24 protein-coding genes and 1 pseudogene are annotated in these 23,202 nt (G+C 44.9%); 11 read left to right on the forward strand and 14 right to left on the reverse strand.

Annotated elements, in window-relative coordinates:
* The first annotated feature begins 126 nt into the window (after positions 1-126).
* Together QUB06_RS08750 and QUB06_RS08755 are read left to right on the forward strand one after the other, a co-directional pair.
* Positions 127-765 carry a bifunctional 4-hydroxy-2-oxoglutarate aldolase/2-dehydro-3-deoxy-phosphogluconate aldolase gene (locus tag QUB06_RS08750; protein ID WP_333434970.1) on the forward strand — a complete coding sequence of 213 codons (639 nt, stop codon included), beginning with the start codon at positions 127-129 and terminating at the stop codon, positions 763-765.
* A 100-nt stretch (positions 766-865) separates the two neighbouring features.
* Positions 866-1,387 carry a L,D-transpeptidase gene (locus QUB06_RS08755; protein WP_333434971.1) on the forward strand — a complete coding sequence of 174 codons (522 nt, stop codon included), beginning with the start codon at positions 866-868 and terminating at the stop codon, positions 1,385-1,387.
* 179 nt (positions 1,388-1,566) lie between these two features.
* On the opposite strand, the gene QUB06_RS08760 is transcribed toward QUB06_RS08755, so the two are convergent.
* Both QUB06_RS08760 and QUB06_RS08765 read right to left on the reverse strand, forming a co-directional pair.
* The gene (locus tag QUB06_RS08760; RefSeq protein WP_333434972.1) at positions 1,567-2,394 is read right to left on the reverse strand and encodes a DUF1963 domain-containing protein; all 828 of its coding nucleotides are present in this window, start codon (positions 2,392-2,394) and stop codon (positions 1,567-1,569) included.
* A gap of 73 nt (positions 2,395-2,467) precedes the next feature.
* Positions 2,468-4,057, reverse strand: a complete 1,590-nt coding sequence (locus tag QUB06_RS08765; protein WP_333434973.1) for an Hsp70 family protein — start codon at positions 4,055-4,057, stop codon at positions 2,468-2,470.
* Between the two features lie 365 nt (positions 4,058-4,422).
* On the opposite strand from QUB06_RS08765, the gene QUB06_RS08770 reads away from it, so the two are divergent.
* Positions 4,423-5,112, forward strand: coding sequence for a type II CAAX endopeptidase family protein (locus QUB06_RS08770; RefSeq protein WP_333434974.1), 690 nt, complete (start codon positions 4,423-4,425; stop codon positions 5,110-5,112).
* Positions 5,113-5,140: 28 nt separating this feature from the next.
* Here QUB06_RS08770 and QUB06_RS08775 read toward each other — a convergent pair.
* A pseudogene (locus QUB06_RS08775) lies at positions 5,141-5,362 on the reverse strand (ATP-binding protein); the annotation flags it as partial.
* On the reverse strand, positions 5,317-5,589 hold the full coding sequence (locus QUB06_RS08780) for a hypothetical protein (RefSeq protein ID WP_333434975.1): 273 nt from the start codon (positions 5,587-5,589) through the stop codon (positions 5,317-5,319). The gene QUB06_RS08780 and the pseudogene QUB06_RS08775, both read right to left, overlap by 46 nt.
* Before the next feature lie 1,128 nt (positions 5,590-6,717).
* Here QUB06_RS08780 and QUB06_RS08785 point away from each other — a divergent pair.
* The 5 genes from QUB06_RS08785 (at position 6,718) to QUB06_RS08805 (ending at position 12,788) form a co-directional block, all read left to right on the forward strand.
* A complete protein-coding gene (locus QUB06_RS08785; protein WP_333434976.1) occupies positions 6,718-7,878 on the forward strand; it encodes a glycosyltransferase family 4 protein in 1,161 nt (386 codons plus the stop codon).
* A 439-nt stretch (positions 7,879-8,317) separates the two neighbouring features.
* Positions 8,318-9,439 (forward strand): glycosyltransferase family 4 protein, encoded by a 1,122-nt coding sequence (locus QUB06_RS08790; protein ID WP_333318056.1) that lies wholly within the window; start codon positions 8,318-8,320, stop codon positions 9,437-9,439.
* Positions 9,440-9,544: 105 nt separating this feature from the next.
* A complete protein-coding gene (locus QUB06_RS08795) occupies positions 9,545-10,915 on the forward strand; it encodes an O-antigen ligase domain-containing protein (protein WP_333288572.1) in 1,371 nt (456 codons plus the stop codon).
* Between the two features lie 440 nt (positions 10,916-11,355).
* On the forward strand, positions 11,356-12,150 hold the full coding sequence (locus QUB06_RS08800) for a WecB/TagA/CpsF family glycosyltransferase (RefSeq protein ID WP_333140852.1): 795 nt from the start codon (positions 11,356-11,358) through the stop codon (positions 12,148-12,150).
* Between the two features lie 194 nt (positions 12,151-12,344).
* Entirely contained in the window at positions 12,345-12,788 is a 444-nt protein-coding gene (locus tag QUB06_RS08805) for a DUF4079 domain-containing protein (protein WP_333434977.1), read from the forward strand.
* Between the two features lie 81 nt (positions 12,789-12,869).
* Here QUB06_RS08805 and QUB06_RS08810 read toward each other — a convergent pair whose 3' ends face one another.
* Positions 12,870-13,778: an alpha/beta hydrolase gene (locus tag QUB06_RS08810; RefSeq protein ID WP_333434978.1), complete on the reverse strand. Its 909-nt coding sequence runs from the start codon at positions 13,776-13,778 to the stop codon at positions 12,870-12,872.
* 376 nt (positions 13,779-14,154) lie between these two features.
* Positions 14,155-15,000, reverse strand: coding sequence for a bifunctional 2-polyprenyl-6-hydroxyphenol methylase/3-demethylubiquinol 3-O-methyltransferase UbiG (ubiG, locus tag QUB06_RS08815; RefSeq protein WP_333434979.1), 846 nt, complete (start codon positions 14,998-15,000; stop codon positions 14,155-14,157).
* A 229-nt stretch (positions 15,001-15,229) separates the two neighbouring features.
* Between ubiG and QUB06_RS08820 the strand changes: the two genes are divergently transcribed.
* Complete coding sequence (locus QUB06_RS08820) at positions 15,230-15,961, forward strand: TIGR04283 family arsenosugar biosynthesis glycosyltransferase (RefSeq protein WP_333434980.1); 732 nt, start codon at positions 15,230-15,232, stop codon at positions 15,959-15,961.
* Positions 15,962-15,975: 14 nt separating this feature from the next.
* Here the strand turns inward: QUB06_RS08820 and QUB06_RS08825 are convergent, their stop codons facing one another.
* From QUB06_RS08825 to QUB06_RS08845, 5 genes are all read right to left on the reverse strand, one after another.
* Positions 15,976-17,028: an acyltransferase gene (locus QUB06_RS08825; RefSeq protein ID WP_333434981.1), complete on the reverse strand. Its 1,053-nt coding sequence runs from the start codon at positions 17,026-17,028 to the stop codon at positions 15,976-15,978.
* A 242-nt stretch (positions 17,029-17,270) separates the two neighbouring features.
* On the reverse strand, positions 17,271-17,957 hold the full coding sequence (locus QUB06_RS08830; protein ID WP_333434982.1) for a DivIVA domain-containing protein: 687 nt from the start codon (positions 17,955-17,957) through the stop codon (positions 17,271-17,273).
* Positions 17,840-18,418 (reverse strand): pantetheine-phosphate adenylyltransferase, encoded by a 579-nt coding sequence (gene coaD / locus QUB06_RS08835; protein WP_333434983.1) that lies wholly within the window; start codon positions 18,416-18,418, stop codon positions 17,840-17,842. Before coaD ends, QUB06_RS08830 begins: the two co-directional genes overlap by 118 nt.
* A 9-nt stretch (positions 18,419-18,427) precedes the next feature.
* Positions 18,428-18,772, reverse strand: a complete 345-nt coding sequence (locus tag QUB06_RS08840) for a hypothetical protein (RefSeq protein ID WP_333434984.1) — start codon at positions 18,770-18,772, stop codon at positions 18,428-18,430.
* Positions 18,700-19,527: a M15 family metallopeptidase gene (locus QUB06_RS08845; protein ID WP_333434985.1), complete on the reverse strand. Its 828-nt coding sequence runs from the start codon at positions 19,525-19,527 to the stop codon at positions 18,700-18,702. The genes QUB06_RS08840 and QUB06_RS08845 overlap by 73 nt, the downstream gene beginning before the upstream one ends.
* 55 nt (positions 19,528-19,582) lie before the next feature.
* Here QUB06_RS08845 and QUB06_RS08850 point away from each other — a divergent pair, with 55 nt between their 5' ends.
* Positions 19,583-19,726 carry a hypothetical protein gene (locus QUB06_RS08850; protein ID WP_333434986.1) on the forward strand — a complete coding sequence of 48 codons (144 nt, stop codon included), beginning with the start codon at positions 19,583-19,585 and terminating at the stop codon, positions 19,724-19,726.
* 26 nt (positions 19,727-19,752) lie between these two features.
* Here the strand turns inward: QUB06_RS08850 and QUB06_RS08855 are convergent, their stop codons facing one another.
* Both QUB06_RS08855 and QUB06_RS08860 read right to left on the reverse strand, forming a co-directional pair.
* A complete protein-coding gene (locus tag QUB06_RS08855; RefSeq protein ID WP_333102590.1) occupies positions 19,753-19,974 on the reverse strand; it encodes a helix-turn-helix transcriptional regulator in 222 nt (73 codons plus the stop codon).
* Positions 19,975-20,045: 71 nt separating this feature from the next.
* Positions 20,046-20,258: a helix-turn-helix transcriptional regulator gene (locus QUB06_RS08860; protein ID WP_333055443.1), complete on the reverse strand. Its 213-nt coding sequence runs from the start codon at positions 20,256-20,258 to the stop codon at positions 20,046-20,048.
* A 236-nt stretch (positions 20,259-20,494) separates the two neighbouring features.
* Between QUB06_RS08860 and QUB06_RS08865 the strand changes: the two genes are divergently transcribed.
* On the forward strand, positions 20,495-20,935 hold the full coding sequence (locus QUB06_RS08865; RefSeq protein WP_333434987.1) for a hypothetical protein: 441 nt from the start codon (positions 20,495-20,497) through the stop codon (positions 20,933-20,935).
* A 33-nt stretch (positions 20,936-20,968) separates the two neighbouring features.
* Here QUB06_RS08865 and QUB06_RS08870 read toward each other — a convergent pair whose 3' ends face one another.
* The gene (locus tag QUB06_RS08870) at positions 20,969-23,149 is read right to left on the reverse strand and encodes a pentapeptide repeat-containing protein (protein ID WP_333434988.1); all 2,181 of its coding nucleotides are present in this window, start codon (positions 23,147-23,149) and stop codon (positions 20,969-20,971) included.
* Between the last annotated feature and the right edge of the window lie 53 nt (positions 23,150-23,202).

Genomic DNA, 23,202 nt, shown 5'->3' on the forward strand with positions numbered 1-23,202 from the left:
TAACGCAATTTTAACCGCCCCCTGGGAAACCCACGGAGGTGGGTTTTGTTTGTATAGACGCGGTTTCAACCGCTCGGTCTTCCGATCTGAACTGTATTGAATTATCTGGGGGCAAAATCAGTTAGCATGAATCATCTATCTTGGTTGACACTACTAAAAAAACACCGGGCGATCGCAGTCATCCGTTCCTCCGAAAAAGAACTCGCTCGGCACATGGCTTCATCGGTAGCAGCCGGAGGAATCCAGTTTATTGAAATTACTTGGAACACCCACAAAGCCGCTGAATTGATTGCCGAACTCCGCTCGGAATTCCCTACTTTTAGTATTGGCACTGGCACTTTATTAAACTTAGAACAGTTGCAGCAAGCAATAGACTGTGGCGCTCAATTTCTGTTTACTCCCCACACCGATTTAACTATGATTAAAACAGCAGTTGATGCCGGAGTGCCGATCGTCCCCGGTGCTTTTTCTCCTACGGAAATTGTGACGGCGTGGCAAGCAGGCGCTACCTGCGTTAAAGTGTTTCCGATATCGGCTTTGGGAGGCGCAGCTTACCTGAAAAGCCTGCAAGGCCCTCTGGGAAACATTCCTTTAATTCCCACTGGCGGGGTGACGCTGGAAAATGCCAAAGTATTTATTGACGCCGGGGCGATCGCCGTTGGTTTAGCCGGAGACTTATTTCCTAAACACTTAGTGGAAAATCGCGATTGGCGCGCGATCGTCCAAATTGCCCAAACTCTCGCCCAAACTTTAACAACTTGTTAAGCCCTCTTTCCAATCCAACATTTCAAATCTAAAATCTAAAATAGGACAAGCCAATCTAAAATCTAAAATCTAAAATCTAAAATAGTACCAGGTGTGAGAAATGAACAGCATTATCAACTCCACTTACTTCCGCCGCGCTGGAACTTTCTGTGCCGGCTGCGCCCTCACTTTTGCTACATTCTGCGGCGGTTCAATGACCGCATTTGCCAGCGAACAGCACAACACAATTGCCAATAAAATTATGCTGTTGCAGCAATCCAGCGAACGCTGGATTGAAATAGATTTGTCAAGACAAAGGTTAATAGCTTGGGAAGGAAATACACCCGTTTACGCGGTGATTATTTCCAGCGGCAAATCATCCACTCCCACCCGCACGGGAACCTTTGCCGTTGAAACCAAACACCGCGTTACTAGAATGACTGGGCCGGACTATGACGTGCCCGACGTTCCCTATACAATGTATTATGACGGAGGCATGGCAATTCACGGCGCTTACTGGCACAATTTGTTTGGCAATCCCGTTACTCACGGCTGCACAAATGTAGCTGTCAATCACGCTAAATGGCTATTTGAATGGGCCTCGGTGGGAACACCCGTGGTGGTGCACAAATCTCAGGTTTAGGGAATTGGCCATCGGGCATCGGGCTTAGTCGAACATTATTAGAACTTATGGTGGTCAGAAACCGGGTTTTTTTGCGAAATACGGCGTTACAGCCCGTAGATTCGGTAAAGAACCCGGTTTCTTTATTCGGAGTGCATAAGTCCAGGTTTTTTTTAGACCTGCTGATTTTACTGCTGCTTTTAACAGCAATCCCAATTGTATAAAACCTTACTAAAATCTAATTGTCTGAGTGCTGTTTCATCAATAAAAAAATTACCTATACCACTGTCTCCCCACATGATATTTACTGTATCATTGCTGTCGGTATCCATTTGGAATAAAAGAATTTCTGGCTTTTGTTCTCCCTCGCCCTTAATAGCATATTCTCTGACATCGGCTTGTGTAAAATCAGGATAACCACCTATTTTATGACCCGCGTAAGGCGATATTTTTAGATACTCATCCTCTATTTCAGGGTAGATAAATAAATCGTTAAATTCCGCTCCTAAAACTTCGATAAATTGCCAGTCATTTTTACTAATCGGCGCAGATTTTTTAGTAAATAGCAAGCTGCAACAGCCCTCAACCGGAAAATATTCGGGTGGCGGGAAAAAATCATAATTGGTAATGATGTTTTCAATTTGGAAGTCGGGCTGAGGAAAATAGATTATTTTGAATTTTTGCTCGACTGCGGGATTATCTACATTGGCGTAATTGCCGAAATCTAAACCATATAGGTCATCGTCAGCTATATAAAACTGCAAAATTCCCCGATCGGGAAAACCATCTAAAGGCGGTACTTCAGAAAAGTTGATTTGTGCTAGCAAGAATAAATATTTAGCGTCAGCAGTTTTTGGATACTCAAAGCCTTTAGGTAAATAGGGCAATCCCCCAAATTTACTCTGCCACCAATTAACGTCATCATTATTCTGGGTTTGAATTTCGATGTAAGGTTTAATGGTAGCTTCGATTCTGTCGCGATACTTTTCTAATTCGGGAGAGAGTGGATATTGTAGTTTATAATTCATCGGCTTTTAACAACTTGATTTGAAGGCAATCCGTAGGGTGCGCCGAAGCGCACCTTACCTGTAAAGTCTATCCTTAACTTAGCTGCACCACTGGTTTATCCTCTAACAAAGTTTGATTTGTCAGCAAATCTTCCACGGTAATTCGTAAAAAGCGCTGTTCGTCAACGCGGAAGAAGATTTTGATGCGATCGCTCCCCGGATACCCAGGCGGCGTCAATTGAGCGATGCTGCGTGCTCCTTCTTTATCATTTAAGGGCTGTACCGATGTTTGGCCCGCGAGTTGGCGAGTAATTAGCCTGTCGCCGTCAAAATATATCTCCGTGCCGCCAGTTTCCGCTCCCAATTCGCCGATAATTAATTCTATACTTGGCTGACTTTCTAAAGAAGCCCCCAAGACTAATTCTACCGGTTCGCTCATCGGATAAGACTGGCCGGATTTGATTAAAGTGTGCCAACTGTGGCAATTGTCGCGGCGGTTCCAGTAGCGAATGCCGTAACTGTGATAGAGAAAATCTTTGATTTCTATGCCTTGACTCAGTTGCAGAGCACCTTGGGCGATCGCCTCAAAGGGTTTGTCGCAGCGAATTTTTGCCGTATCGAAATATTGCTGCACCCAACGCCCAACAGCGGGAATTTGTACAGTACCACCAACTAGCAAAACTGCGTCGATGTCGCCAATTTCTAAGCCTTGGCGCCGCGCTTGCTGCAATACTTGATTCATGCAGTCGTCTAGTTTGTCAAAAAATTGATGTTCCGCGAGGATAGATTCAAAACGAGCTCGGTCTAATTCTAATTCGTAACTCTCAAAATTTTCGTCATCAAAATAAACCTCAACTGCCTGATTTACTAAAGACAACTGAATCTTTAACCGTTCTGCCAATCTCGTTGTTATCGGAGATTTTGCCAGCCCTTTTGTTTGGAAAAAATAGTCAACCAGCCAATTATCAATATCAGAACCGCCCAAATTTTGTCCGGCTTTAGCCAAAACCCGGGCAACTTTTGTTTTTTGCGCTGAAGATTCAGCTAATAGCTTTTCGCCCCACTTAAGAATAAAACCGAGGGGCTTTTTGTCGGCGGAAGCGTCCAAACGCACTAAAGAAAGGTCTAGAGTTCCGCCGCCGAAATCAATGACTAACAGATTTTCGCGATCGGCCAAACCGTAACCCAAAGCAGCCGCCGTAGGTTCGTCCAACATCCGCACCTGTTCTACTTGCAGAGATTGAGACACTTTTCCCAACCAATGGCGGTAAGCTTCAAAACTATCTACCGGCACCGTAAAAATCAAAGAATCTACGGGCAAGGGCAGTTGGCGAATTGAACTCACAATTTGGCTCAAATACCACTCACCTACTTGTTCAAAAGTAATAAGTTGCCCGTCAAGTTCCGGCACAAAACCCTGAACAGAAGTGCCAATTCCCCGCTTAAAATTGCGGAAAAACCGAGAATCTCCACTCAAATCCAGGCCTTTGTCGCGGACTTGCTGACCGAGTATGACTTTACTTTGAGCAGCGTCCTCAACGTAGAGTAAACTGGGAATTAGGGGCGGATTTTGAGCCGAGATTGCCGACAATCCCGGTAATTTCAAAGTTTCGGGCTGCTGGAGGACTTGATTCCAGCGAGCGACGACGGTGTTGCTAGTTCCAAAATCAATTGCGATCGCCATTCAGCCAAAATACACAGCTACGAAGGATTCAATCATATTATTGTATTTTGAACCCCAAATGCAAATAGATTATCAACTTGTGCTTGCATACATACTTAGTTGCAATCAAAACTGCTAAAGCAGCGGAGTCTTCAATTTTGTGCAACTGCATATTTTTGGTTGCAACAAATAAGCGCCACTTTTATAAGCGGCACAAAACTCATACCATTTTAATTTTTAGATTCAACACTTGGGAATGGCTGACTGCATAAGGGTTTGGAACACTGGCCTACAGTTGCATTGTTTATTGAAAGTGGTATAACTTGTCCGCCGCCACCAAGCTTTTTCCTTTGATCTCAATCCTATTTTTAAAGGAAGCGTGCAAAATGCTGGATATGGGCGATCGCAAAAAAGCACTATTGGCTCTAACACTGCTTGTCCCTGCTGCTAGTATTGGTATAATAGCAGCCTTGTATATTGCCCCTGGAAGCTGGGGACAACCACTGTCAGTATTGTCTCAAGTTTGGTTGCTGGTTTTTCCGATCGCGTGGTCTGTTTTTGTCGATCGCGAAAAGCTCAGTTTATCCCTACCCAAACGCCAAGAGTTGCTGGCTGGATCTATTTGGGGAATATTTATGTTTGCGGTAATTCTGGGTATCTATAGCCTTTTTGGCCAGCAGTGGATCGATCCTGTAGTTGCTAAAGAAAAATCGCACCAATTAGGTATTAGCCGCCCTACTATTTACTTGATTGTAGAAGCATATTTTGTGCTGGTTAACTCGCTGATTGAAGAATTTACTTGGCGGTGGTTTGTCTGCAACAAGTGCCAGATTCTCATACCGGGGACAAAAGCAATATTTCTGAGTTCGCTATTTTTCACGATCCACCACATTTTTGTAATAGCAGCTTACAGCGACTGGCCGGCTGTGATCTTAGGTTCCTTAGCTGTCTTCACCGCCGGGATAATTTGGTCGCACTCTTATCTGACTTACCGTTCGCTTTGGTCGAGTTATATCAGCCACGCGATCGCAGATTTGGCCTTGGCAATTATTGGTTGGCAAATCCTCTTTAACTAGCTGCTTTTTCAGCGACTATCGTCGGCAATTATACAGTAAAAATTGACACTTTTCCCAACTCGTTCTCCCGACTAATATCTCCCCCCATGATCTGACAGAATTTCTGGGCGATTGCCAATCCCAAACCCGTACCGCCGTATCGGCGAGTAGTAGACTCGTCCGCTTGCCTAAAAGCTTGAAATACTCTCTCAATTTACTCTGTATTCATTCCAATTCCAGTATCGCTGACTGTGAAACTAATCCATTCTTCAGCAGCCGGAATATCCGAACTCGGCTATTGACTGATGCTGTGCAATAATCGAAGTTCATATCTTCCCACCGGCAGATGCTTTCCCTTAAGCCATCTGCATTGAATTGTAGGTTTTGTTTTGCTTGCGATCGCATAATTTTAGCTGCATGAAAACTGGCCAACATATCGCTACAAGCATCGGCGGCCCGGCCCTCAAGAGCACACCGATTGTCATCTGGAATTGCCAACTTAGGAAAAATTATGCTTTCATAACATCAAATTTTTTGTAGGCGAAATCGTTTGATACATACCACGAAGCTGCTGCTACTGCTTAGGAGTCAAGGTTTGCACGAGATAGGCCGATCCACCTTGAGTATTCCTTTGATCTTTATAGGGTCATTTGATAATTTCTGCATAAGTTTTGTTACGGTAATTACTTAGACAGGAATTGGGCAGGAATGCTACATATACTCTGCCCCGCAGTGGCAGTCTCTTGTGGCAAATTTTTCAGGCGATCGCCTTTTATTAACACATTTAAAACTCAGGCAGCTAATTAAATTTATATCGGTGAAACTCTATGTTCTGTAGCACGATTGGGCAACCTATTTTTTCAAACTGTGGACGCCTCAAGCAGGTTTTTTCAGGAACATACGACAAGTGAGGGCGAGGGATATCGCTTGAAAAATCGGCTTTCTCCCCTCTTTCGCGCGTCCACAACGGTCATTCGCGCGATCGCGCCCCTGCAGGTATCTGAGAAAACCACCATCTCTGACATCTTGAGAAAATAGGATATTATGTCACGCAATACCGACCGTACCGTTACCAAAAAATCACAGCCACCGATCGATATTTAGATGTGTTAGAGCGATGGGGAAATCACCATTCTCAAGGTAAGAATTTCCCTATTGAATGCAGTATAAAATTTGGCCAAAGGCGATGTCAATCTACTGCGTATTGTTGTTAATGCTACCTTTATGCCCCTAAAAGTTGGCTGATATTCGGTTGGCCGTACATTCCTGTCTGTTGGAGAGTAAATGATGTTATGTTTAACAGAGGGTGTTGTCTAGCTTGGTGTTTGTCGCGCACAAAGCTCCTATTTGATGAGGTATCTATCTTCAGGAGGAACTTTCGCTTACCTGCCAATTATCCCTATGGGAACTGTTCCGTGCTCCCATCCATCGTTATTATCATTGCAATGACAGCGAAGTTAGGATAGATAGATATTGGGGTGTTACGAACATTCGATCGGTTGGATTCTATGTAAACACTAGGAAAGCGGTAATTAATATTCACCCGCCCCTCTTTCCTTTTGCGCTCTAACATCAGCGCTGGTAGCAGCGCCGAAAGCGAGTCAAAGTCTTAAGCGGGACTTAAAAATGAAAATCACCTTTGTTCTTCCTACTCTGTCTCTGACTGGTGGAATACGAGTAATATCTATTTTCGCAGAACGTTTGAGAAAGCGAGGACACTCCGTGTTCGTCATCTCTGTACCCCACCCCCAACCGAGTATGCGCCAGCAAGTCAAGTCGCTGCTGCGGGGACGCGGTTGGATTTCCCCACCTGAAAACGAACCCTCATTTTTCGATAACTTAGGTGTAGAACACAAAATTACCGATCACTACCGCCCGGTAGAAGACAAAGATGTACCTGATGCTGACGTAGTAGTTGCAACCTGGTGGGAAACCGCCGAGTGGGTAGCCAAACTCTCTCCCAGCAAAGGAGCCAAAGCTTATTTTATCCAGCACCACGAAGTTTTTGACTATCTACCTCAAGGAAGAGTAGAAGCAACCTGGATGCTGCCCATGCACAAAATTACGATCTCTCAGTGGTTAGTTAACCTAGCTTGGACTAAATATGGCGATGACCAAGTTTCCTTAGCTCCTCCTACCGTGGACACCAAGCAATTTTACGCCGGTCCTCGCAACAAACAATCGGTTCCTACAGTTGGCCTAATGTACTCTACAATCTACTGGAAAGGAACCGACATCGCCCTCAAAGCTTTTTCCCTAGCAGCAGAAAAGATCCCCAACCTGCGTTTGGTTGCCTTCGGTACAGGGGCCCCCTCCTCGGAATTGCCCTTACCGGCCAATGCCGAGTATGTAATTCAACCCGACCAAGACAAAATCAAAGACTATTACAGCAAATGCGATGCTTGGCTGCTGGCGAGCCGCTCAGAAGGCTTCGGCTTGCCAATTATCGAAGCGATGGCGTGTCGCACTCCCGTCATCAGTACCCCCGCAGGCGCTGCTCCTGAAATTTTGAGCGGCGGTACTGGCATACTTGTAAGACCAGAAGATCCCGAAGAAATGGCAAAAGCCATAGAGCGTATCTGTCAGATGCCAAATTCCAAGTGGCAAGCCATGTCCGAAGCCGCCTATGCCAAGGTGAACAATTATACTTGGGATGATGCCGCGGCTCATTTTGAAGCGGCATTGAAAGTTGCTGTAGACAAATCTAAGCAGCGCGAGGTTAACATAGATTCCTTTTCTCCCTATGCCGACCCAGTAGTGGCAAACCCACCAATTCCGGTTTGCTAACTGCAGCCATTTGAAATTCTGCGCTAGCCACTCGCTGTGGGGCGGCATTCTCAGCAGAAACTCAATATCGTTTGGTGGGGTGCTTCTGCCAAAACTAAAATCGCCCATATCCTGTTTTCTACCCAGCAGTCTAGAGACGAATTCTGACTGCAGCGACGAGGGAATACTGGTTATAAATTGATCTGCCAAAATCTGAACCAGAGGGCAACGGAGGTTTTAAGGCTGGCTCCGTTACCGGTTAAACTTGTCTTGTCGTCAAACATCTGCCCATTTGTAATTGGGAAAAGTCCCTGACGACAAAGTAAGATCGGCTTGACTATCAAGTGACGATCCCTCCTGCAGAAAGCCGCACCCCCCACAAAAGGCAAACAGAGGCTGGTAAGTGCGAAGTTTTTGTTATGGAGGAGTTTTAACCAGTATCAATCTTCAGCATCTACTCATGAAAATTACTTTTGTCCTTCCTACCCTTGGTCTTACAGGTGGCATGAGGGTGTTATCTATTTACACAGAACTGCTGCAAAAGCGAGGACACAAAATATTTATCGTCTCTCAACCCCCGTGGCAACCGGCTTTGATCCAACAATTGCGCTCGTTGCTGAGGGGTAGGAGTTGGGAGTCCCCTCCCAAGACACCAAAGTCTCACTTTGATAAAGTGGAGGTCGAAAGTCGAGTTCTCGAAACCAACCGCCCAATTACCGATGTGGACGTACCTGATGCCGATATTGTCATGGCTACTTGGTGGGAAACTGCCGAGTGGGTGGCAAAACTCTCTCCCAGCAAAGGAACGAAAGTATATTTTCTCCAACATTATGAGGCTTTTGACTACCTACCAAAAGGTCGAGTAGAGGCAACTTGGCTGCTGCCGATGCACAAAATCGCTGTGGCCCAGTGGCTGGCCGACATAGCTCGGAATAAATACGGCGATTTGTCTGTATCTCTCGTCCCTCCCAGCGTGGACACCAAACAGTTTTACGACCCCCAGTCGCGAGCGAAGCAGCCGCGAGGCAAGCAATTAGTTCCCACAGTCGGGATGTACTATACTACAACTCCTTGGAAAGGCTGCGCTCTGGCCCTGAAAGCTTTCTCAATAGCTGCTGAAAAAATTCCTAACCTTCGTTTAGTTGCCTTTGGTTCCGGCGATACTCCTCCTCCCAATTTTCTGCCCCCGGGTACTGAGTATAATAAAGCACCTACTCAAGACCAACTAAAAGAATTTTACAGCAAATGCGATGCTTGGCTGTTTGCCAGCAGCTCCGAAGGCTTCGGCTTGCCAATTTTAGAAGCTATGGCTTGCGGCACTCCAGTCATCGGCACTCCTGCTGGTGCGGCTCCGGAACTACTTGCTGGCGGGGGTGGCATACTTGTCAAGCCAGAAGACCCAGAGGATATGGCAAAAGCGATCGAGCAGATTTGTCACTTGCCTGATGCCGAATGGCGCGCAATGTCCGAGACTGCTTTGGAGACGGTAATAAATTATTCTTGGGAGGATGCAACTAATCTCTTCGAGGCGGCACTATACACTGCTTTGGAACGTCAAGCACAATTAACGAACAAGACGTAAAATTGAGGTTGATTGAAAAGATTGGGGTTGGGCGAGCGTTTAAGCGACAATTTTTATCGGGAAATTTGAGTTGTCTTTCTACAATTTTACTGCCAAAAAAGACTTATGGTTGCATTAATCCCACTTGCTATGTTCGGCTTTATTCCACTCGTTTTTTACCTGTTTGTGAGGTTTCCGGCTCAGCGGGCGGTAATTATAAGTTTTGTAGCAGCGTGGCTTTTTTTGCCACAAGCTTCTTATCCCATCCCCTCATTGCCAGCGTATACCAAAATCTCTGCAGCTTGCTATGGCATTTTGCTGGGGACTCTTATCTACGATACTGCGCGCCTCACATCTTTTAAGCCCGGTTGGCTGGATTTGCCAATGGTAATTTACTGTTTGTGCCCAATCGTTTCACAACTTAGTAATGGTGGCAGCCCGATTTCTCCGACTCTCAACCAAATCGTTGCTTGGGGTCTGCCTTATTTTTTAGGACGCTTGTATGTGGGTAGTTTAGACGGGCTGCGACAATTGGCGATCGGGATTTTTGCAGGTGGGTTGGCCTACATGCCTTTTACTTTAATTGAAGGGGTGAGGGGCCCAATTCTGCACCAAATGGTTTACGGCGTCAATGCCTTTGAGGACTGGGGTCAAGCAAGGCGTTTGGGGGGGTGGAGACCGGTAGTATTTATGCAGCACGGTTTGATGGTGGGCCTGTGGATGATGACAGCCGCCTTAATTGCAGTTTGGCTTTGGCAAACTGGGACGCTCAAAAAGTTTCAGGGTCGCAACATCAAGACTTTAGCAATTATATTAACTATCGCTTTTTTCCTGTGCCGTTCGACTGGCGCCTACAGTTTATTTGTATTCGCGTTGATCGTATTATTCTCTGCCAAGTGGTTTCGCACCTCTTTGCCCCTACTATTCATAATTGGATATATAGTGTTTTATCTGTACCTAGCTGCATCGGGTCAATTTTCTAGCAAAGACGTGATTGACTTCATCACTCAAATATTTGGCGAAGAACGAGCCGCCTCTCTGAAGTTTAGATTTGACATGGAAGAGATTTTGGGGGAAAAAGCGCGGCAAAGCTTTCTTTTTGGCTGGGGCGATTCCGGCGGAAACCGCGTGTACGACGGGTACGGTAATGATATCTCGGTCACCGACAGCTTATGGATTATTGCATTTGGCACCAACGGTGCAGTCGGTTTAGCTAGTTTATTTTCTTCTTTGTTACTTCCTGTTATCGTCTTTTGCCTGTCCAAGTATCCCGCCAGAACCTGGTCTAATCCCAAAGTAGCACCCGCAGCCGCCCTAGTAGTAGCCTTAACTATGTACGTGTTTGACTGTGTTTTGAACGCTATGACTAACCCGATTTTTGCGATGATTGCTGGAGGAATATCGGGTCTGGTCTTAAAAGCTCCAGAAAGTCTTAAGACCAAGAAAACCACTTCGCCACCAAGAAGACAGTCGCTAGTTCACCAAAAATCAGGATGATTTTCATGAAGGCGAGCCGCTTCACTTCAAGCTTGACACTATCTTGCCTTCCCAGGAGACAAAAACTAAAAAATCTACCACTTTTGTATCAAATCCAGTTCGGAAGTTGCGAGATATTTGTCACTCGGTGAAAATTTTAATCTCATAAACTCTTTTTTACATTCATTGGCCGTGCTTCAACAAGTATTAGCACGGGATGGCTTTTTTATTGAAACTGTGTTGCGAGTTGTAAAATGAAAAATTGGCTTTATACACTTTTTCTCAAACTAGCTGATTCTTTACACAATCTTTAAAAATCCTGACTGGACAGGTAGGGTGTACGAGGATATACTGAGAAAAGTATGTTCACTGAAGCGCCCAAGCAGTGAAAACACGAAACTGTATTGTGGGTTATAATAGTTTGAGTTGTAGTTTAATATAAAGCAGGAAGGGAATAATACATGAAAACAGTTAATTTATTGAATGTCTCGATAGATAACTTCTCAATAACAGAGTTGTTTGAAAAACTCGACTGCGAAGGCGGTGTTGTATTTACACCAAATGTAGACCACTTGATTAAGTTGCAGTATGACCGCGACTTCTATGAAGCTTACAATAAATCTAGTTATAGAGTCTGCGACAGTCAAATATTGATGTATGCCTCGAAGTTTTTGGGTACTCCTCTCAAAGAAAAAATTTCAGGTTCGGATTTGTTTCCTGCATTTTATATGTATCACAAAGATAACGAGAAGATTAAAATATTTTTGCTAGGAGCTGCTGAAGGTATTGCTAGGAAAGCCCAGGAAAAAATTAACCAAAAAATTGGTAGAGAAATAGTGGTTGAAGCACTTTCTCCTTCTTTTGGCTTTGAAAAAAATGAGGAAGAATGTGAAACAATAATTGACGCGATCAATAAATCAGGAGCGACAGTTCTGGCAATAGGGGTGGGGTCCCCCAAGCAAGAGAAGTGGCTGGTTAAATACAGGAGCAAATTTACACACGTCAAAATTTTCTTAGGGATAGGTGCAACCATTGATTTTGAAGCTGGTTCCAAAGCCAGAGCTCCCAAATGGATGAGCGAAGTCGGCATAGAATGGGCGTACCGATTGTTAAGTGAACCGAGAAGGTTGTGGAAAAGATATTTGATTGAAGGTCTGCCTTTTTTCCGATTAATCTTAGAACAAAAATTAGGGTTTTATAAAATGCCTTTCATGGAGAGCAAAACCAGCCAGCTAGAATGGAAAGGTGGCTCCTAAAAAGGTGAGCCACAAATCTCTAGCGTAAATTAAGCTGAGTATCGGAGAAAGTGGGTTTGACTTCAAGGTAAGACTGATGCAATCTGTGGATAGTCCGATCGCACTTTATCTCAAAATAATTTATTTTTGCTTTCAAGTCCAGGTAAAATCGGAAAGAAACCTTTTGTGGAAAATCCTAATTAGGGATGCAACCGATGAATCTGCCTTCTTTCTTGTGGTTGTGGAAAATAGCGGCTTGGTCAATGGGTGTTTCCCTGTTGGCTTACCTGTTGCTGGCCGTTACTGGAACGTGGATGTTTGCCACTAGGAATACCAAACAACCGCGCCCAAAATGGCTGCGTCCTTTCCATGTGGCGACTGGTGCGGGGATGGCAACTTTGGTAATTTTACTGCTGGGAATTGGTGTAGTCGGTACGCTAGGACACTACGGCAATTTGGGTCACTCGGCTCATTTACCGGCGGGGTTAGCTGTTGTGGCTTTGGTGTTGGTTTCTGTTGGAAGCGGGCTGCAAATTGGTCCTAAACATCCTTGGGCGCGTCCCCTCCACATCGGCACTAATTTGGCCTTGGCTGGGGGATTTGTGACTGTGTTGCTCACAGGATGGACGATAGTACAAAAGTATTTACCGAAAGTTTGAAACCTGTCTATTTGACCTCAAACTATACCAAATGTGCCAGGGAAAACATATATGTAAGGTGCGCCGCAGCGCACCCTAGGTTTAATTTTTTTGCGTGAGTCCGCTTTTTGTGATGAATTCTAAAATATGCTGCGCGGTAATCTGTGGCTTTTCTAAGTGGGGAACGTGCCCGCAGTCGGGTATCCAAATTAGTTGAGAATTTGCGATCGCCCTTGCAAACTTTTCCGCATCCGCCGTCCCCAAAATCCGGTCTTGTTTTCCCCACAAAATCAGCGTCTGCTGCTGAATTTGCGATAATTTTTCCCCAAAACCACCGTAACCGCCGCTTTTGGTAAACGCAATTAAAGCTTGATTCCAGTTGGGCATTTCCAAATGTAAAGCAGCACAAGTTTGAGCGTCTAGAGAAGCCAAATTTTTATCGAAATAAGCATTGACGCTAATTCGCTGGCGAATTTTGGGATTGCGTAAAAATGAAGTTGCCAGATATCCTAAAGGAGGAATTAAAAACTTTCCCTTATTAGAACTGATGGCAAAACCTGCGCTATCTATTAACACTAATTGTTTTACAGCTTCGGGATAATTGAGAGTGAAATCAATTGCGGCTGCACCTCCCATTGAAGCACCGACTAAGATTACAGGCTGCGAAATTAGCGTTTTCCAAAAATAGTAAAGGTGACTTTCAATTGCCCTCGCGCTGAATGCCAAACCTGCCGCTCTTTCTGTAAAGCCAAAACCCAATAAATCAACCGCCCAAGTTTCATTTTCGGCAGCTAGCAGCGGCAACAGGCGGCGGAATTCAAATAAGGAACTGTCGAAGCCGTGAAGTAGCAAAATCGGTGTTTGGCCCCTGCCTTGGCGCACGTAGGTTGTGGTAATTGGCTCAGAAGATAGGGGAGTTGTAATTGCTTCCCGTTGAATGCTTTGGGCTAAGGCTATTGAGGTAGATTCTGTGAGTTGTGCGATCGATTTTGGCAGAAAACTTGCTGGCATAATTCTTGATAAATTGTGAATCGGTAGGGGCGATGCCACTCTGTCCGCCCTAACATTTAAGTATATATGCTTGCTCGATCGCTATTTGAGGAGTTGGGGCGAATCATTAAAATTCGATAGATACTCAGTATCCCTCAACCGAGGCTTAGGTTTGTCGTGCGATCGCCAAGATAGCAATTCTCAATTGCCCGCAATACAGTAATGATAAGGCGTCGTGGTGTCCCCACGGAATATGTGTATTGCACTCCACAGGATAAGGTGTACCGCTGCGTGCGTACCCTAAAAAATGCAATAGAGGCGGGTTTTAGCGGGATTTGTCGATCGCAAAAATCCGTCTCCAACCCGCCCCTAATGACAAGAGTCAACAATTAACTGACTAATTCTTCGCCCCAACGCCAACATACATAATCGACGTATCCTCATTGATTTGGATTTTAAACAACCCAGACTTTTTGTAATCAATATAGTTAGCGAAATTAACTGTTAAAAGTTGAGCCGCTTGTTTGAAAACTGCCCCGGAAGGAAACAACTGCTTTCCGCGTGTAAAATCACCCCAAAAACCGTGCATCTGGGCTAAAACAGAACCCATTTCTCCAAACATATCAAAACCTTTAATTTCAATATTCCCAAAACCCGTATCTCGCATTACCGCAGACAGTTCCTCCGGGCTAATAAACTTTTCCCAATCGTGAACCCCCCGCCTAATTTCTTGCAAAATATTTTCCATCAGGCCAATCATCACCACTTGCGAGGAAAAAGTTCGGTTGATGGTATCGAAAAAGAACATTCCTCCGGGCTTGAGAATTCTGTGAACCTCTGACACAACTTGTTTGTAATCTGCAACGTGTTCTAAAACATCCACGCAAATTACCACATCGAAGGTATTGTCCGCGTAGGGCATATTTTCGGCAAAACCTTGCCTGTAGTCAATCTCGAAACCGCTGGTAAATGCGTGATTTTGAGCTGCTAAAATACATTTGTCCGATCGATCTATTCCAGAAACAATAGCGCCTCTCTCGGCCATAAACTCGCAAGAAAAGCCACCGCCGCACCCGACATCTAAGGTTTTCAGCCCTTGCCAATTAGTCGCGTGTCTGTCAAAAAACTCAAATCTGGGTTTGTTGAGATGGTATAAGGCATAAATTTTAGCATTTTCGTCCCACCAATTATCGGCATTTTCATCATAAAATTCTAAATCATTTTTTACTTCTGTTTTCTGCACGATTTTCTCAGTCCTGATTAGTGGAAAATATATAGGGCGATCGCACTTTTGCGTGATTTTATAGGACTGACGCCAAAAAATCCAATTTCTGTAAAAAATCGGAGGTTTTGTGACGAGTTCACAGGCAGACACCGGGTTTTTGAATCTGTGCGCGTAAGTTCTATTTTCTCGTAAGTTGTGAATCGCCACAGTTGTTTATTATAATAGCTCTGGCACAAATTTCAACAAGATGGATCGCGTTTCTATTATCATCCCAGCCCTTAACGAAGCGACTTGTCTGAAACGCACCCTCCGCCAACTCAGCATTCTTAATCCTCCCGCTTGGGAAGTGTTGGTGGTAGACGGCGGCAGTCAAGACGAAACAGTGGCGATCGCACTTTCCGCCGGCATCCGCGTTATTTCTAGCAGTATAGCCGGACGTTCCCTGCAAATGAACTTAGGTGCCCAAGTCGCCACCGGTGAAATTCTGTGCTTTCTCCACGCCGATACTTTAGTTCCCGACGACATTGTAGCAGTCATCCAAAAAACATTGTCCGATGCCGAAATTGCCGGCGGCGGGTTTATCTCCCTGATGGCTGGTTCGCAGCAAACAAGATGGGGTTTTTCCCTCCACAATTACCTGAAAACTTATTACGCGCCACTGTTATTTCGACCTCATTTATTTTTAAAAGGATTACGCCTGCTGTTTGGCGACCAAGTTATTTTTTGTCGCCGTACCGATTTTTGGGAATGCGAGGGTTTTGATGCCGCGCTGCCAATTATGGAGGAAGCGGATTTGTGTTTGAAGTTAGTGCGACGGGGGAGACTTCAGTTAGTCAATCGGGTGGTGGAAAGTAGCGATCGTCGAGTTGCGAATTGGGGCGAATTTAAAGCTATTGCGATCTATCTTTCGATTGGTTTTTTGTGGGGTTTTGGCGTTTCCCCAAGGTATCTCAAGCAGTTTTATGAAGACATCCGCTGAAACACAAAATTTGATTAAATTCCCAAAATGTACTGCCTGTAATTTTTTGGCAAAACTTTTTCCAACAGGTAAATAATCGCCCAACAACCTAGCAAAGTCCCCGTAACTAAAAAGCCGAGCTTCAGCAGCGGATTTACCGGGTCAATAAACTTATAAAACACTAACAACACATATTTCAGTACAGTCGAATCCAGGAGATATATAGGGAATGAGTAAGCAGCCAATATTTTGACTAACCCAGATACTTTACTGGGAAGTGCGATACTCTTAGAAAATGCGAGGATCGATAATACGAACAAAATTGCGTATCCTTGAGCAGATAGTTTAAAAAACGCTCGGAAAAACCAGGCATCCGAATTAACTCCACTTATCAGGTAATATTCCCAAATGCTAGCTAGATAAAAAAGGAGCGTTGCTCCTAAAATTGGCAATTTTTTTCGTTCGAGAACGGGTTGAATTCTGTCATAGGAGCTGCCCAAAAATAGACCCGTTGAAAATGGCAAAATCCAACTGAAAATCCAGCGCTCCATCAAAGGTAGAGGTATTGATATGTATTGGAAAGCGGTTAAGTAGAAGAAGATTGTAAAAATTGTTTGAATTGTTAACCCCAAAGCCAAAACTTTTCTGGGTTCTAAAAATCTTAATTTCACGAGAAGCCACCACCAGCCGTAGCATTGAATAATCACAACGATGAAGTAATAGGGAGGAATCACTGAACCCGTCAAGATATCTCTGAGTAATGAAAGTAAATCAAATTTTTCGATTTCTCCCAAATTATTTAATATGTACACAGCGACTGACCAAAACAGATAAGGCGGTATAATTTTTGACAGTCTTTTTTTGACTACCAGTGCGGGATTATTTTGATTTTCCAGTTTGTTGGTGAGAAAAAAACCGCTCAACAGTAAAAATGCAGGTACGCAAAATAGTTGAAATGTATCGATCGCGACAAATAGAATTCTGGTATCGCGAAATGTAAAGAACCCCGCATGAGTAATCACCACACTGACGATAGCTAAAGCTCGGATCAAATCAAATTCAGCGAACCGATTAGAAACTTTTTGCATGGTAACAATTAGATTGTAAAAATTTGAATTTAATTAGGAATTTTTTGTCTGATCAGTTTTCACCAAACTCTAGCATAAAATTTTATATTTGCGCCTATCTTCACAAAACTTATCTCGGCAAAAAAAAATAAGTCACCGAGTGCTGGGACTGAGGAATCAAGACTATAGAGACTATTGCGAAAAAAAATCTACCTAAATTAGGTAGACTTTTAGAAATGTTCAAGCATTGAGTTCACTGTGGGCTAACCGTTGTTGTGAGGGATGTGCGACGCAGAAACACTATCCAACTGATCGCGCCCGTTGCGGATCACGCGCAGCATATCGCTCAGCTTGTGCTCGATATTATCGAGCACTTGGTCGGCATAATCATCGGCTCCGTTTTGAATTTCCTCGCATTCAGCCATCGCCCTGACTCTCATCTCTTCCAATTCCTCTTGAGCCTGGTAGCGAATTTGTTCGACTTCTGCCAGCGTGGCCTGCTGAATTGCCTCGCAGTCGAGCAAAACTTGCTGCCGCAACTGATCTGCTTCTATCTTCGCCTGCTGGAGCAAGCCCATATCGTTTAAAATTTCTGCAGCTCGCTGTTCTGCTGCTTCTATCACTTCCTGAGCGTAAAGTTCCGCCTCTTGAAGCAAGTCGTCCTTGTGCCGGATGATCGTCTCGGCTTCCTGAAAGGCGATCGGCAAATTTAGCCTCACCAAGTCTAACTGATCGAGCAACTGTTCTTCATCCACCAGAGTGCGTCTGGTCATGGGAATTCGCGGGCTGTCGAGAACAATTTCCTCAAGCCTGTTCAATTCCCGCTGGATGTCTACTCCTGCGGTTCGGGTGGGATCTCCGAAGGCGGCTGTGTTCTGAGGTGATTCGTTCTCAGTGCCGCGTCCGGTAATGTCGGGTTCGATGCGAGTTGGTTCCTGCTGGCGTAACATTTGTAAATATCTAGGGCGACGTGTTTCGGAACAAGATGATCTACGGAGCCACCAAACTTGGCTATTTCTTTAACTACACTACTACTTAAAAAGCTGTACTCGTTAGAAGTTGCCAAAAAAACTGTTTCAATTTCGCCCAGAAGGGTTTTATTGGTGTGGGCCATCTGGAGTTCCATTTCAAAATCTGTTAGTACCCGGAGCCCCCGCAGCAGCACTTTGGCTTGTCGAATCTTAGCATAGTTTACTGTCAAACCCTCAAAACTGTCTACTTCTACGTTTGGCAAGTGTTGGGTAGAGCGCAGGATCTGCTCGATCCGTTCCTCTACGGTGAAGAGAGGGGTTTTGCTGGGGTTTCTGACTACGGTAACAATTACCCGGTCAAACAGTTTAGATCCCCGCTCAATAATGTCTGCGTGACCGAAGGTAATGGGGTCAAAGCTGCCTGGATAGATTGCAATCACGAGTTTGGCTCAACGAAGTGGGGGAGTGGAGGAGTGGGGGAGTGGGAGAGTGGGAGAGTGGGAGAGTGGGGGAGTGGGAGAGTGGGGGAGTGGGAGAGTGGGAGAGTGGGAGAGTGGGAGAGTGGCAAAGCCGGAGATGTGGAAAATCTTCCTTCTTCCTTCTTCCTTCTTCCTGACATCCGTTACATCCGTTACATCCGTTACATCCGTTACATCCGTTACATCCGTTACATCCGTTACATCCGTTACATCCGTTACAGAATCCGTTGCCGAACTTCCCTCTACTTTTTCATGGAATGAGCTTTGTAGAAAGTTTCGAGGCTTTGCTTGTCGCCCACAAACCGCCAGTGCCAAGGCTCGTAACTGACGCCTTGGCGATTGTTTTTGGGAAATGACATTTCAAAGCTGAAGGCGACGGCGTTCGCTTCTAACCACTTGAATGCTTCGGTATTTTCAAAACTGGGGCTGAGGTTGTGTTCCGGGGCGGTGCCGTCGCCGATGTCGATCGCATAACCGGTGTGGTGTTCGCTGTAACCTGGAGGAGCGCTGACTTCGGCTCGCTTGCTGGCGTTTTGCCTGCGTTCGGCTTTCACGTCAAAAAATACGTGTTGTTGGTCTTGCAGGGAGCGAAAGCCGGATATGGGAGCGAAATAGATGCCTGATGCTGCCGCGGCGTTGACCATTTCCTGATATTTTGCTGCTGCTGAGGAGCGGAGTTTGACGCTACCGTCGGGGGTGACGCTTACCAAGTCTTTTGCTGGTGCTTCTGGGTACGGCAAGTGGCCCAGCAGGTTTTCTGGGATTGCGGGGACTTTGGGGGTGGTAGCTGGACTTGGGACAGACGGAGACGGCGAACTCACCGTTGCTGGGTTTTGTTGAGTTTGCTCTGCCTGACTGGTGGCTGGGAACAAGTTAAAGTTGAGGTGCAGCCAGATGCTGACCCCAAAGGCTAGTGCGGCCAACCCTAGCAGTTTCCAAATCAGCCCTTTTTTCTTAGACTGACTCTGCCCTGCTTCGGGGTATGGGTGATCTCGCACTGCTTCTGGAATTTCGTCGGCGACAAGCTCCGAGGCTTGCGGGGGTTTTCTTGACAGACTAGCGTTATCCAAGCCAGCTCCACTCCTGCACTTCAATAAGGCTCAACGTTACAAATTGTAGACCGATATGGGCGATCGAACAGCTACAATTGCCGCTGAGAATATATCATCTCTTTCTGACCTCGCCCTGTCCCATCCGCCAACTCTCGCATTTATTACTTGGGCCCACAGTCGATCGTCCCTGCGAGGTCGAACTGGTTGGCGCTGGTAGCGCTGGTTTATTTTAAGTGTAATTTGTTACTGTTCCACAAAATCCAACAATTCTTCGATCGACACATCAAACGTCCGCGCCAATTTTAGCAGAGCACCGATGTCAGCCATTGCCATACCGGGCGATCGGGCATAACTTTTAACAGTATTGTAGGATACTCCAGAGCGATCGGCTACTTCCTTCAGCGTCCAGCCTTCCCTAGCAGCAAACTCTCTGATCCGCAATTTAACCAATTCGCCTCTTGACATTAGGGTGAAATTTCACCTATAGTATATTATGAGATATAAAGCGCCGACCACCGCAACCGCACTCCCGGGGCCTAATCTTCCACAACATCAAACAAATCTTCAATCAACAAATCAAAAGTTCGAGCTAATTTTTGCAAATGAGTAACGTCAACCGTTGCTAACCCGGGCGAACGAGCATAATTCTTAAGCGTGCTGTAGTGAACTCCCGATCGCTCAGAAACCTCTGTCAAAGTCCAACCCTTCTCGGCAGCCAGCTCTCGAATCCGCAACTTAATCAATCCCATTCTTGACAATAGGCCAGTATTGGTCTTAAAATATTTACATCATAAATAGCGATCGCCCCCCGGCCTCGAAAACTGAAGAGCGAACAGCTATTTATTCAAATGACCGACAATTTGGCATTCACCAACAAAAAGTAGGATTCACCAACAAAAAGTCGGATTCACCCAAAATCAAGTCGGATTCACCCCAAACAAGTCGCAGTCACCCCAAACAAGTCGGAGTCACCGAGTCACCAACCATGATACCAAAACAAAACTCAGAAGCCAAGCAAATAAATCCACTTGCTCGCTTTGTCACCACAGAAGCAGTTGCCAAAGTCTTGAAAGTCAAGCCAGAACAGATTCGGGACATTCGCTGCTGGGCTTACGTCATCCACGTTGTGGGAGTTGGGATTAGTCGATTTGTCAGCTACGCAGATATGCCGCCAATTTTAGGAGTCGAACCGCCGACACTGCAAGACTGCATTCGGTGGCGGAAACGCTGGAGAATCAGCCAACATCAAGCACCGATATTTTGGGTAGATTTTTATGAGGGGAAATTTCGGCAGTCTCGTAGTGTGGAAGAACTTTACAACTGGGGTAAGTTGGTAGGTAAGATTAAGCAAGGGTTGTCACAATTGCAGGTGCAGTTGCTGCGGAATATTTATTGTGTGGTGAAAGAGTTTATTGAGGCTTTTTGAGTAGAGTTTGTTTAGCAAACCCCTTAACTAATTTTATTCGTGAGTAGATCCATCTGGCATAATTGCACCAGTGAGTTTAGCATTTGTAAAGTTTGCTCCTCCTATTTTTGCACCAGTTAAGTTAGCGCCAGATAAGTGTGCATAACTTAAATTAGCTGCGCGGAGGTCGGCTGAAATTAGGTCAGCACCACTCAGTTTTGCACTGTTTAAGTCAGCTTGTCGCAAATCAGCTTCGGTTAAGTCTGCTGTAGTTAAATCGGCACTGTGTAATCTTGCATCATTCAAGTTAACCTGTTTTAAATTAGCTCTGCTCAAATTTGTGCTATCCAGTTTTGCTCCCTGAAGTTTTGCCCCACTTAAATTAACATCTCTCAAATCGGAACTATTCAATGTTGCTGAACTCAAATTAGCCCCTTGTAAATCGGCTCCCATCAAGTTAACACTGCTCAAGTCCCTACCCGTTAGATCGACATTAGCCAGCGATACATAAGGAGCAATTAAGTAAGCGCCCGCTTTCACGGGATCGAAATCAGTAGGAAATAAAGTTGCTTGATTGCAAGTCGCTCCTTGAAGTTGAACTCCTTTGAGATTTGCTCGATCGAGGTTGGCTTCTAAAAGGTTAGAATTACTCAGATTTGCATTTGTCAAATCAGCATTTTTTAGGTCTACTTTCCTCAAGTATAGCCCGCTTAAGTTAGCTTCAGCGAGATTTGCAGTTGTGAATTTTGTTTGGTGATTAAGTTTCGCACCGCTGAGGTTTGCACCGTTCAAATCGGCCTCACTAAAATTTGCAGATTCTAGGTTTGCTAATCTTAAGCTTGCTTTGCTTAATTTGACTTTCTCTAGTTTAGCTGATTGTAAATTAGCCTGAGCAAGGTCGGCTCTTGATAAATTAGCCTGATTCAGATTGGCTGCGGATAAATTAGCCTGAGCGAGGTTGGCTTTGACTAAGTTTGCCTGATTCAGATTAGCACTATATAAATTAGCCTGAGCGAGGTTGGCCATGACTAAGTTTGCCTGATTCAGATTGGCACTGGATAAATTAGCCTTAGAAAGGTTGACACCGCATAATTTAGATTCGCTAAAATTTGTGTTAGAGAAAGAGCCATCCCTCATATCGGCTCCCGTCAAAATTGCCCCGCTGAGGTTGAGGCTCTGCCAATTAACACCCCTTAAATTAGCTTTTTTCAAATTAGCTTTACTCAGGTTGACATCAGAAGCTAGGTTTTTACCGGTTAGATTAGCATCGGCTAAATTTATCCCTGTAAAATCTCTTTCTCCCTGAGTGTAACGCTCCCAAAAATCCTCAACACTAACAACGGGTTCCAGACATTCCTCAGACTCATCCTCCACATCCTCACAGCTATCCTCTAAAGCCATATCTTCAGCATCCGGCGCCAATCCTTCCAAATAATCCGATCTATCCAAGTAATCCGAACTCGCGACAAACCGCCTTTCTATCTCCTCCTCATTTAATAGTTCGCTGCTGTCAAATCGCTCAATTAATTGCTTGACAATTTGGCAGTCGTTCGTGCGGATTCCTACTTCTTTTTCTGCACTTTGGTCGCAGTTAGTCAGAAAATTATGGCTACCCAACATGGCAAAACTAGAATCACAGACTAAAAAGTTTTCGTGAGTTCCCAATAAAGAGAGACAAAATTGATCGGGATATTCGCTGGCTAATTCTTGCAAATCTACTAAAGCATTGTAGCGCCATCCTTTGCCGATATTTTGCCGATCCCCCAGATAACCCCAGCCAATATTTATCAAACATCCTCGGTTCAAACAATCCCTGAATTTTTGCAGCAATTCATCATTAATGCTGTTACAATTAAGCCAAGGGCAAACAATAATCAGCCGCTCTTGAGCTAGTGATAGGGCTTCCATCAACACAGCGCGACTGTTGGGACGATCGCATACTAACTGATACTGAAAGTCTGACTTTGGCTTTTCTGTCTCGGTGTCAAGCTCGATCGGTCGATCGGCAATGACAGACATATCGCCATTTCCCAAATCACACGGCTGTTGCAGGGACGCAATTTCAGCAGTCAAACTTTCTAGCATTTGCGGTTCAGGGCGATCGTTAAATCGCTGTTCCTGTGCCTCTAACTGCCTCTTAAGTTTGGCTAAATATTTTTTCAGAATAACTTGCTCTTCTTCAAGCTGCAATACTCTCGTGGCTATTGATACTAAATCTAGTTCGGTTTCTGACATAGTGCTATCCTGAAATCAAAAATACTTCAAAAGCCAAGTCTGGGAAGTTTGCG

The sequence above is a fragment of the Microcoleus sp. D2_18a_D3 genome, assembly GCF_036702455.1.
Classification (GTDB): Bacteria; Cyanobacteriota; Cyanobacteriia; order Cyanobacteriales; family Microcoleaceae; genus Microcoleus.

Excerpts from the sequence above, each read along its gene's own strand:
- QUB06_RS08820 (WP_333434980.1), top strand. The coding sequence starts at position 15,230 with ATGGATCGCGTTTCTATTATCATCCCAGCCCTTAACGAAGCGACTTGT.
- QUB06_RS08770 (WP_333434974.1), top strand. The coding sequence starts at position 4,423 with ATGCTGGATATGGGCGATCGCAAAAAAGCACTATTGGCTCTAACACTG.
- QUB06_RS08850 (WP_333434986.1), top strand. The coding sequence starts at position 19,583 with ATGGGCGATCGAACAGCTACAATTGCCGCTGAGAATATATCATCTCTT.
- QUB06_RS08805 (WP_333434977.1), top strand. The coding sequence starts at position 12,345 with ATGAATCTGCCTTCTTTCTTGTGGTTGTGGAAAATAGCGGCTTGGTCA.
- QUB06_RS08800 (WP_333140852.1), top strand. The coding sequence starts at position 11,356 with ATGAAAACAGTTAATTTATTGAATGTCTCGATAGATAACTTCTCAATA.
- QUB06_RS08790 (WP_333318056.1), top strand. The coding sequence starts at position 8,318 with ATGAAAATTACTTTTGTCCTTCCTACCCTTGGTCTTACAGGTGGCATG.
- QUB06_RS08870 (WP_333434988.1), bottom strand. The coding sequence starts at position 23,149 with ATGTCAGAAACCGAACTAGATTTAGTATCAATAGCCACGAGAGTATTG.
- QUB06_RS08810 (WP_333434978.1), bottom strand. The coding sequence starts at position 13,778 with ATGCCAGCAAGTTTTCTGCCAAAATCGATCGCACAACTCACAGAATCT.
- QUB06_RS08825 (WP_333434981.1), bottom strand. The coding sequence starts at position 17,028 with ATGCAAAAAGTTTCTAATCGGTTCGCTGAATTTGATTTGATCCGAGCT.
- QUB06_RS08755 (WP_333434971.1), top strand. The coding sequence starts at position 866 with ATGAACAGCATTATCAACTCCACTTACTTCCGCCGCGCTGGAACTTTC.
- QUB06_RS08830 (WP_333434982.1), bottom strand. The coding sequence starts at position 17,957 with ATGTTACGCCAGCAGGAACCAACTCGCATCGAACCCGACATTACCGGA.
- QUB06_RS08750 (WP_333434970.1), top strand. The coding sequence starts at position 127 with ATGAATCATCTATCTTGGTTGACACTACTAAAAAAACACCGGGCGATC.
- QUB06_RS08860 (WP_333055443.1), bottom strand. The coding sequence starts at position 20,258 with ATGGGATTGATTAAGTTGCGGATTCGAGAGCTGGCTGCCGAGAAGGGT.
- QUB06_RS08765 (WP_333434973.1), bottom strand. The coding sequence starts at position 4,057 with ATGGCGATCGCAATTGATTTTGGAACTAGCAACACCGTCGTCGCTCGC.
- QUB06_RS08795 (WP_333288572.1), top strand. The coding sequence starts at position 9,545 with ATGGTTGCATTAATCCCACTTGCTATGTTCGGCTTTATTCCACTCGTT.
- QUB06_RS08760 (WP_333434972.1), bottom strand. The coding sequence starts at position 2,394 with ATGAATTATAAACTACAATATCCACTCTCTCCCGAATTAGAAAAGTAT.
- QUB06_RS08865 (WP_333434987.1), top strand. The coding sequence starts at position 20,495 with ATGATACCAAAACAAAACTCAGAAGCCAAGCAAATAAATCCACTTGCT.
- QUB06_RS08785 (WP_333434976.1), top strand. The coding sequence starts at position 6,718 with ATGAAAATCACCTTTGTTCTTCCTACTCTGTCTCTGACTGGTGGAATA.
- QUB06_RS08855 (WP_333102590.1), bottom strand. The coding sequence starts at position 19,974 with ATGTCAAGAGGCGAATTGGTTAAATTGCGGATCAGAGAGTTTGCTGCT.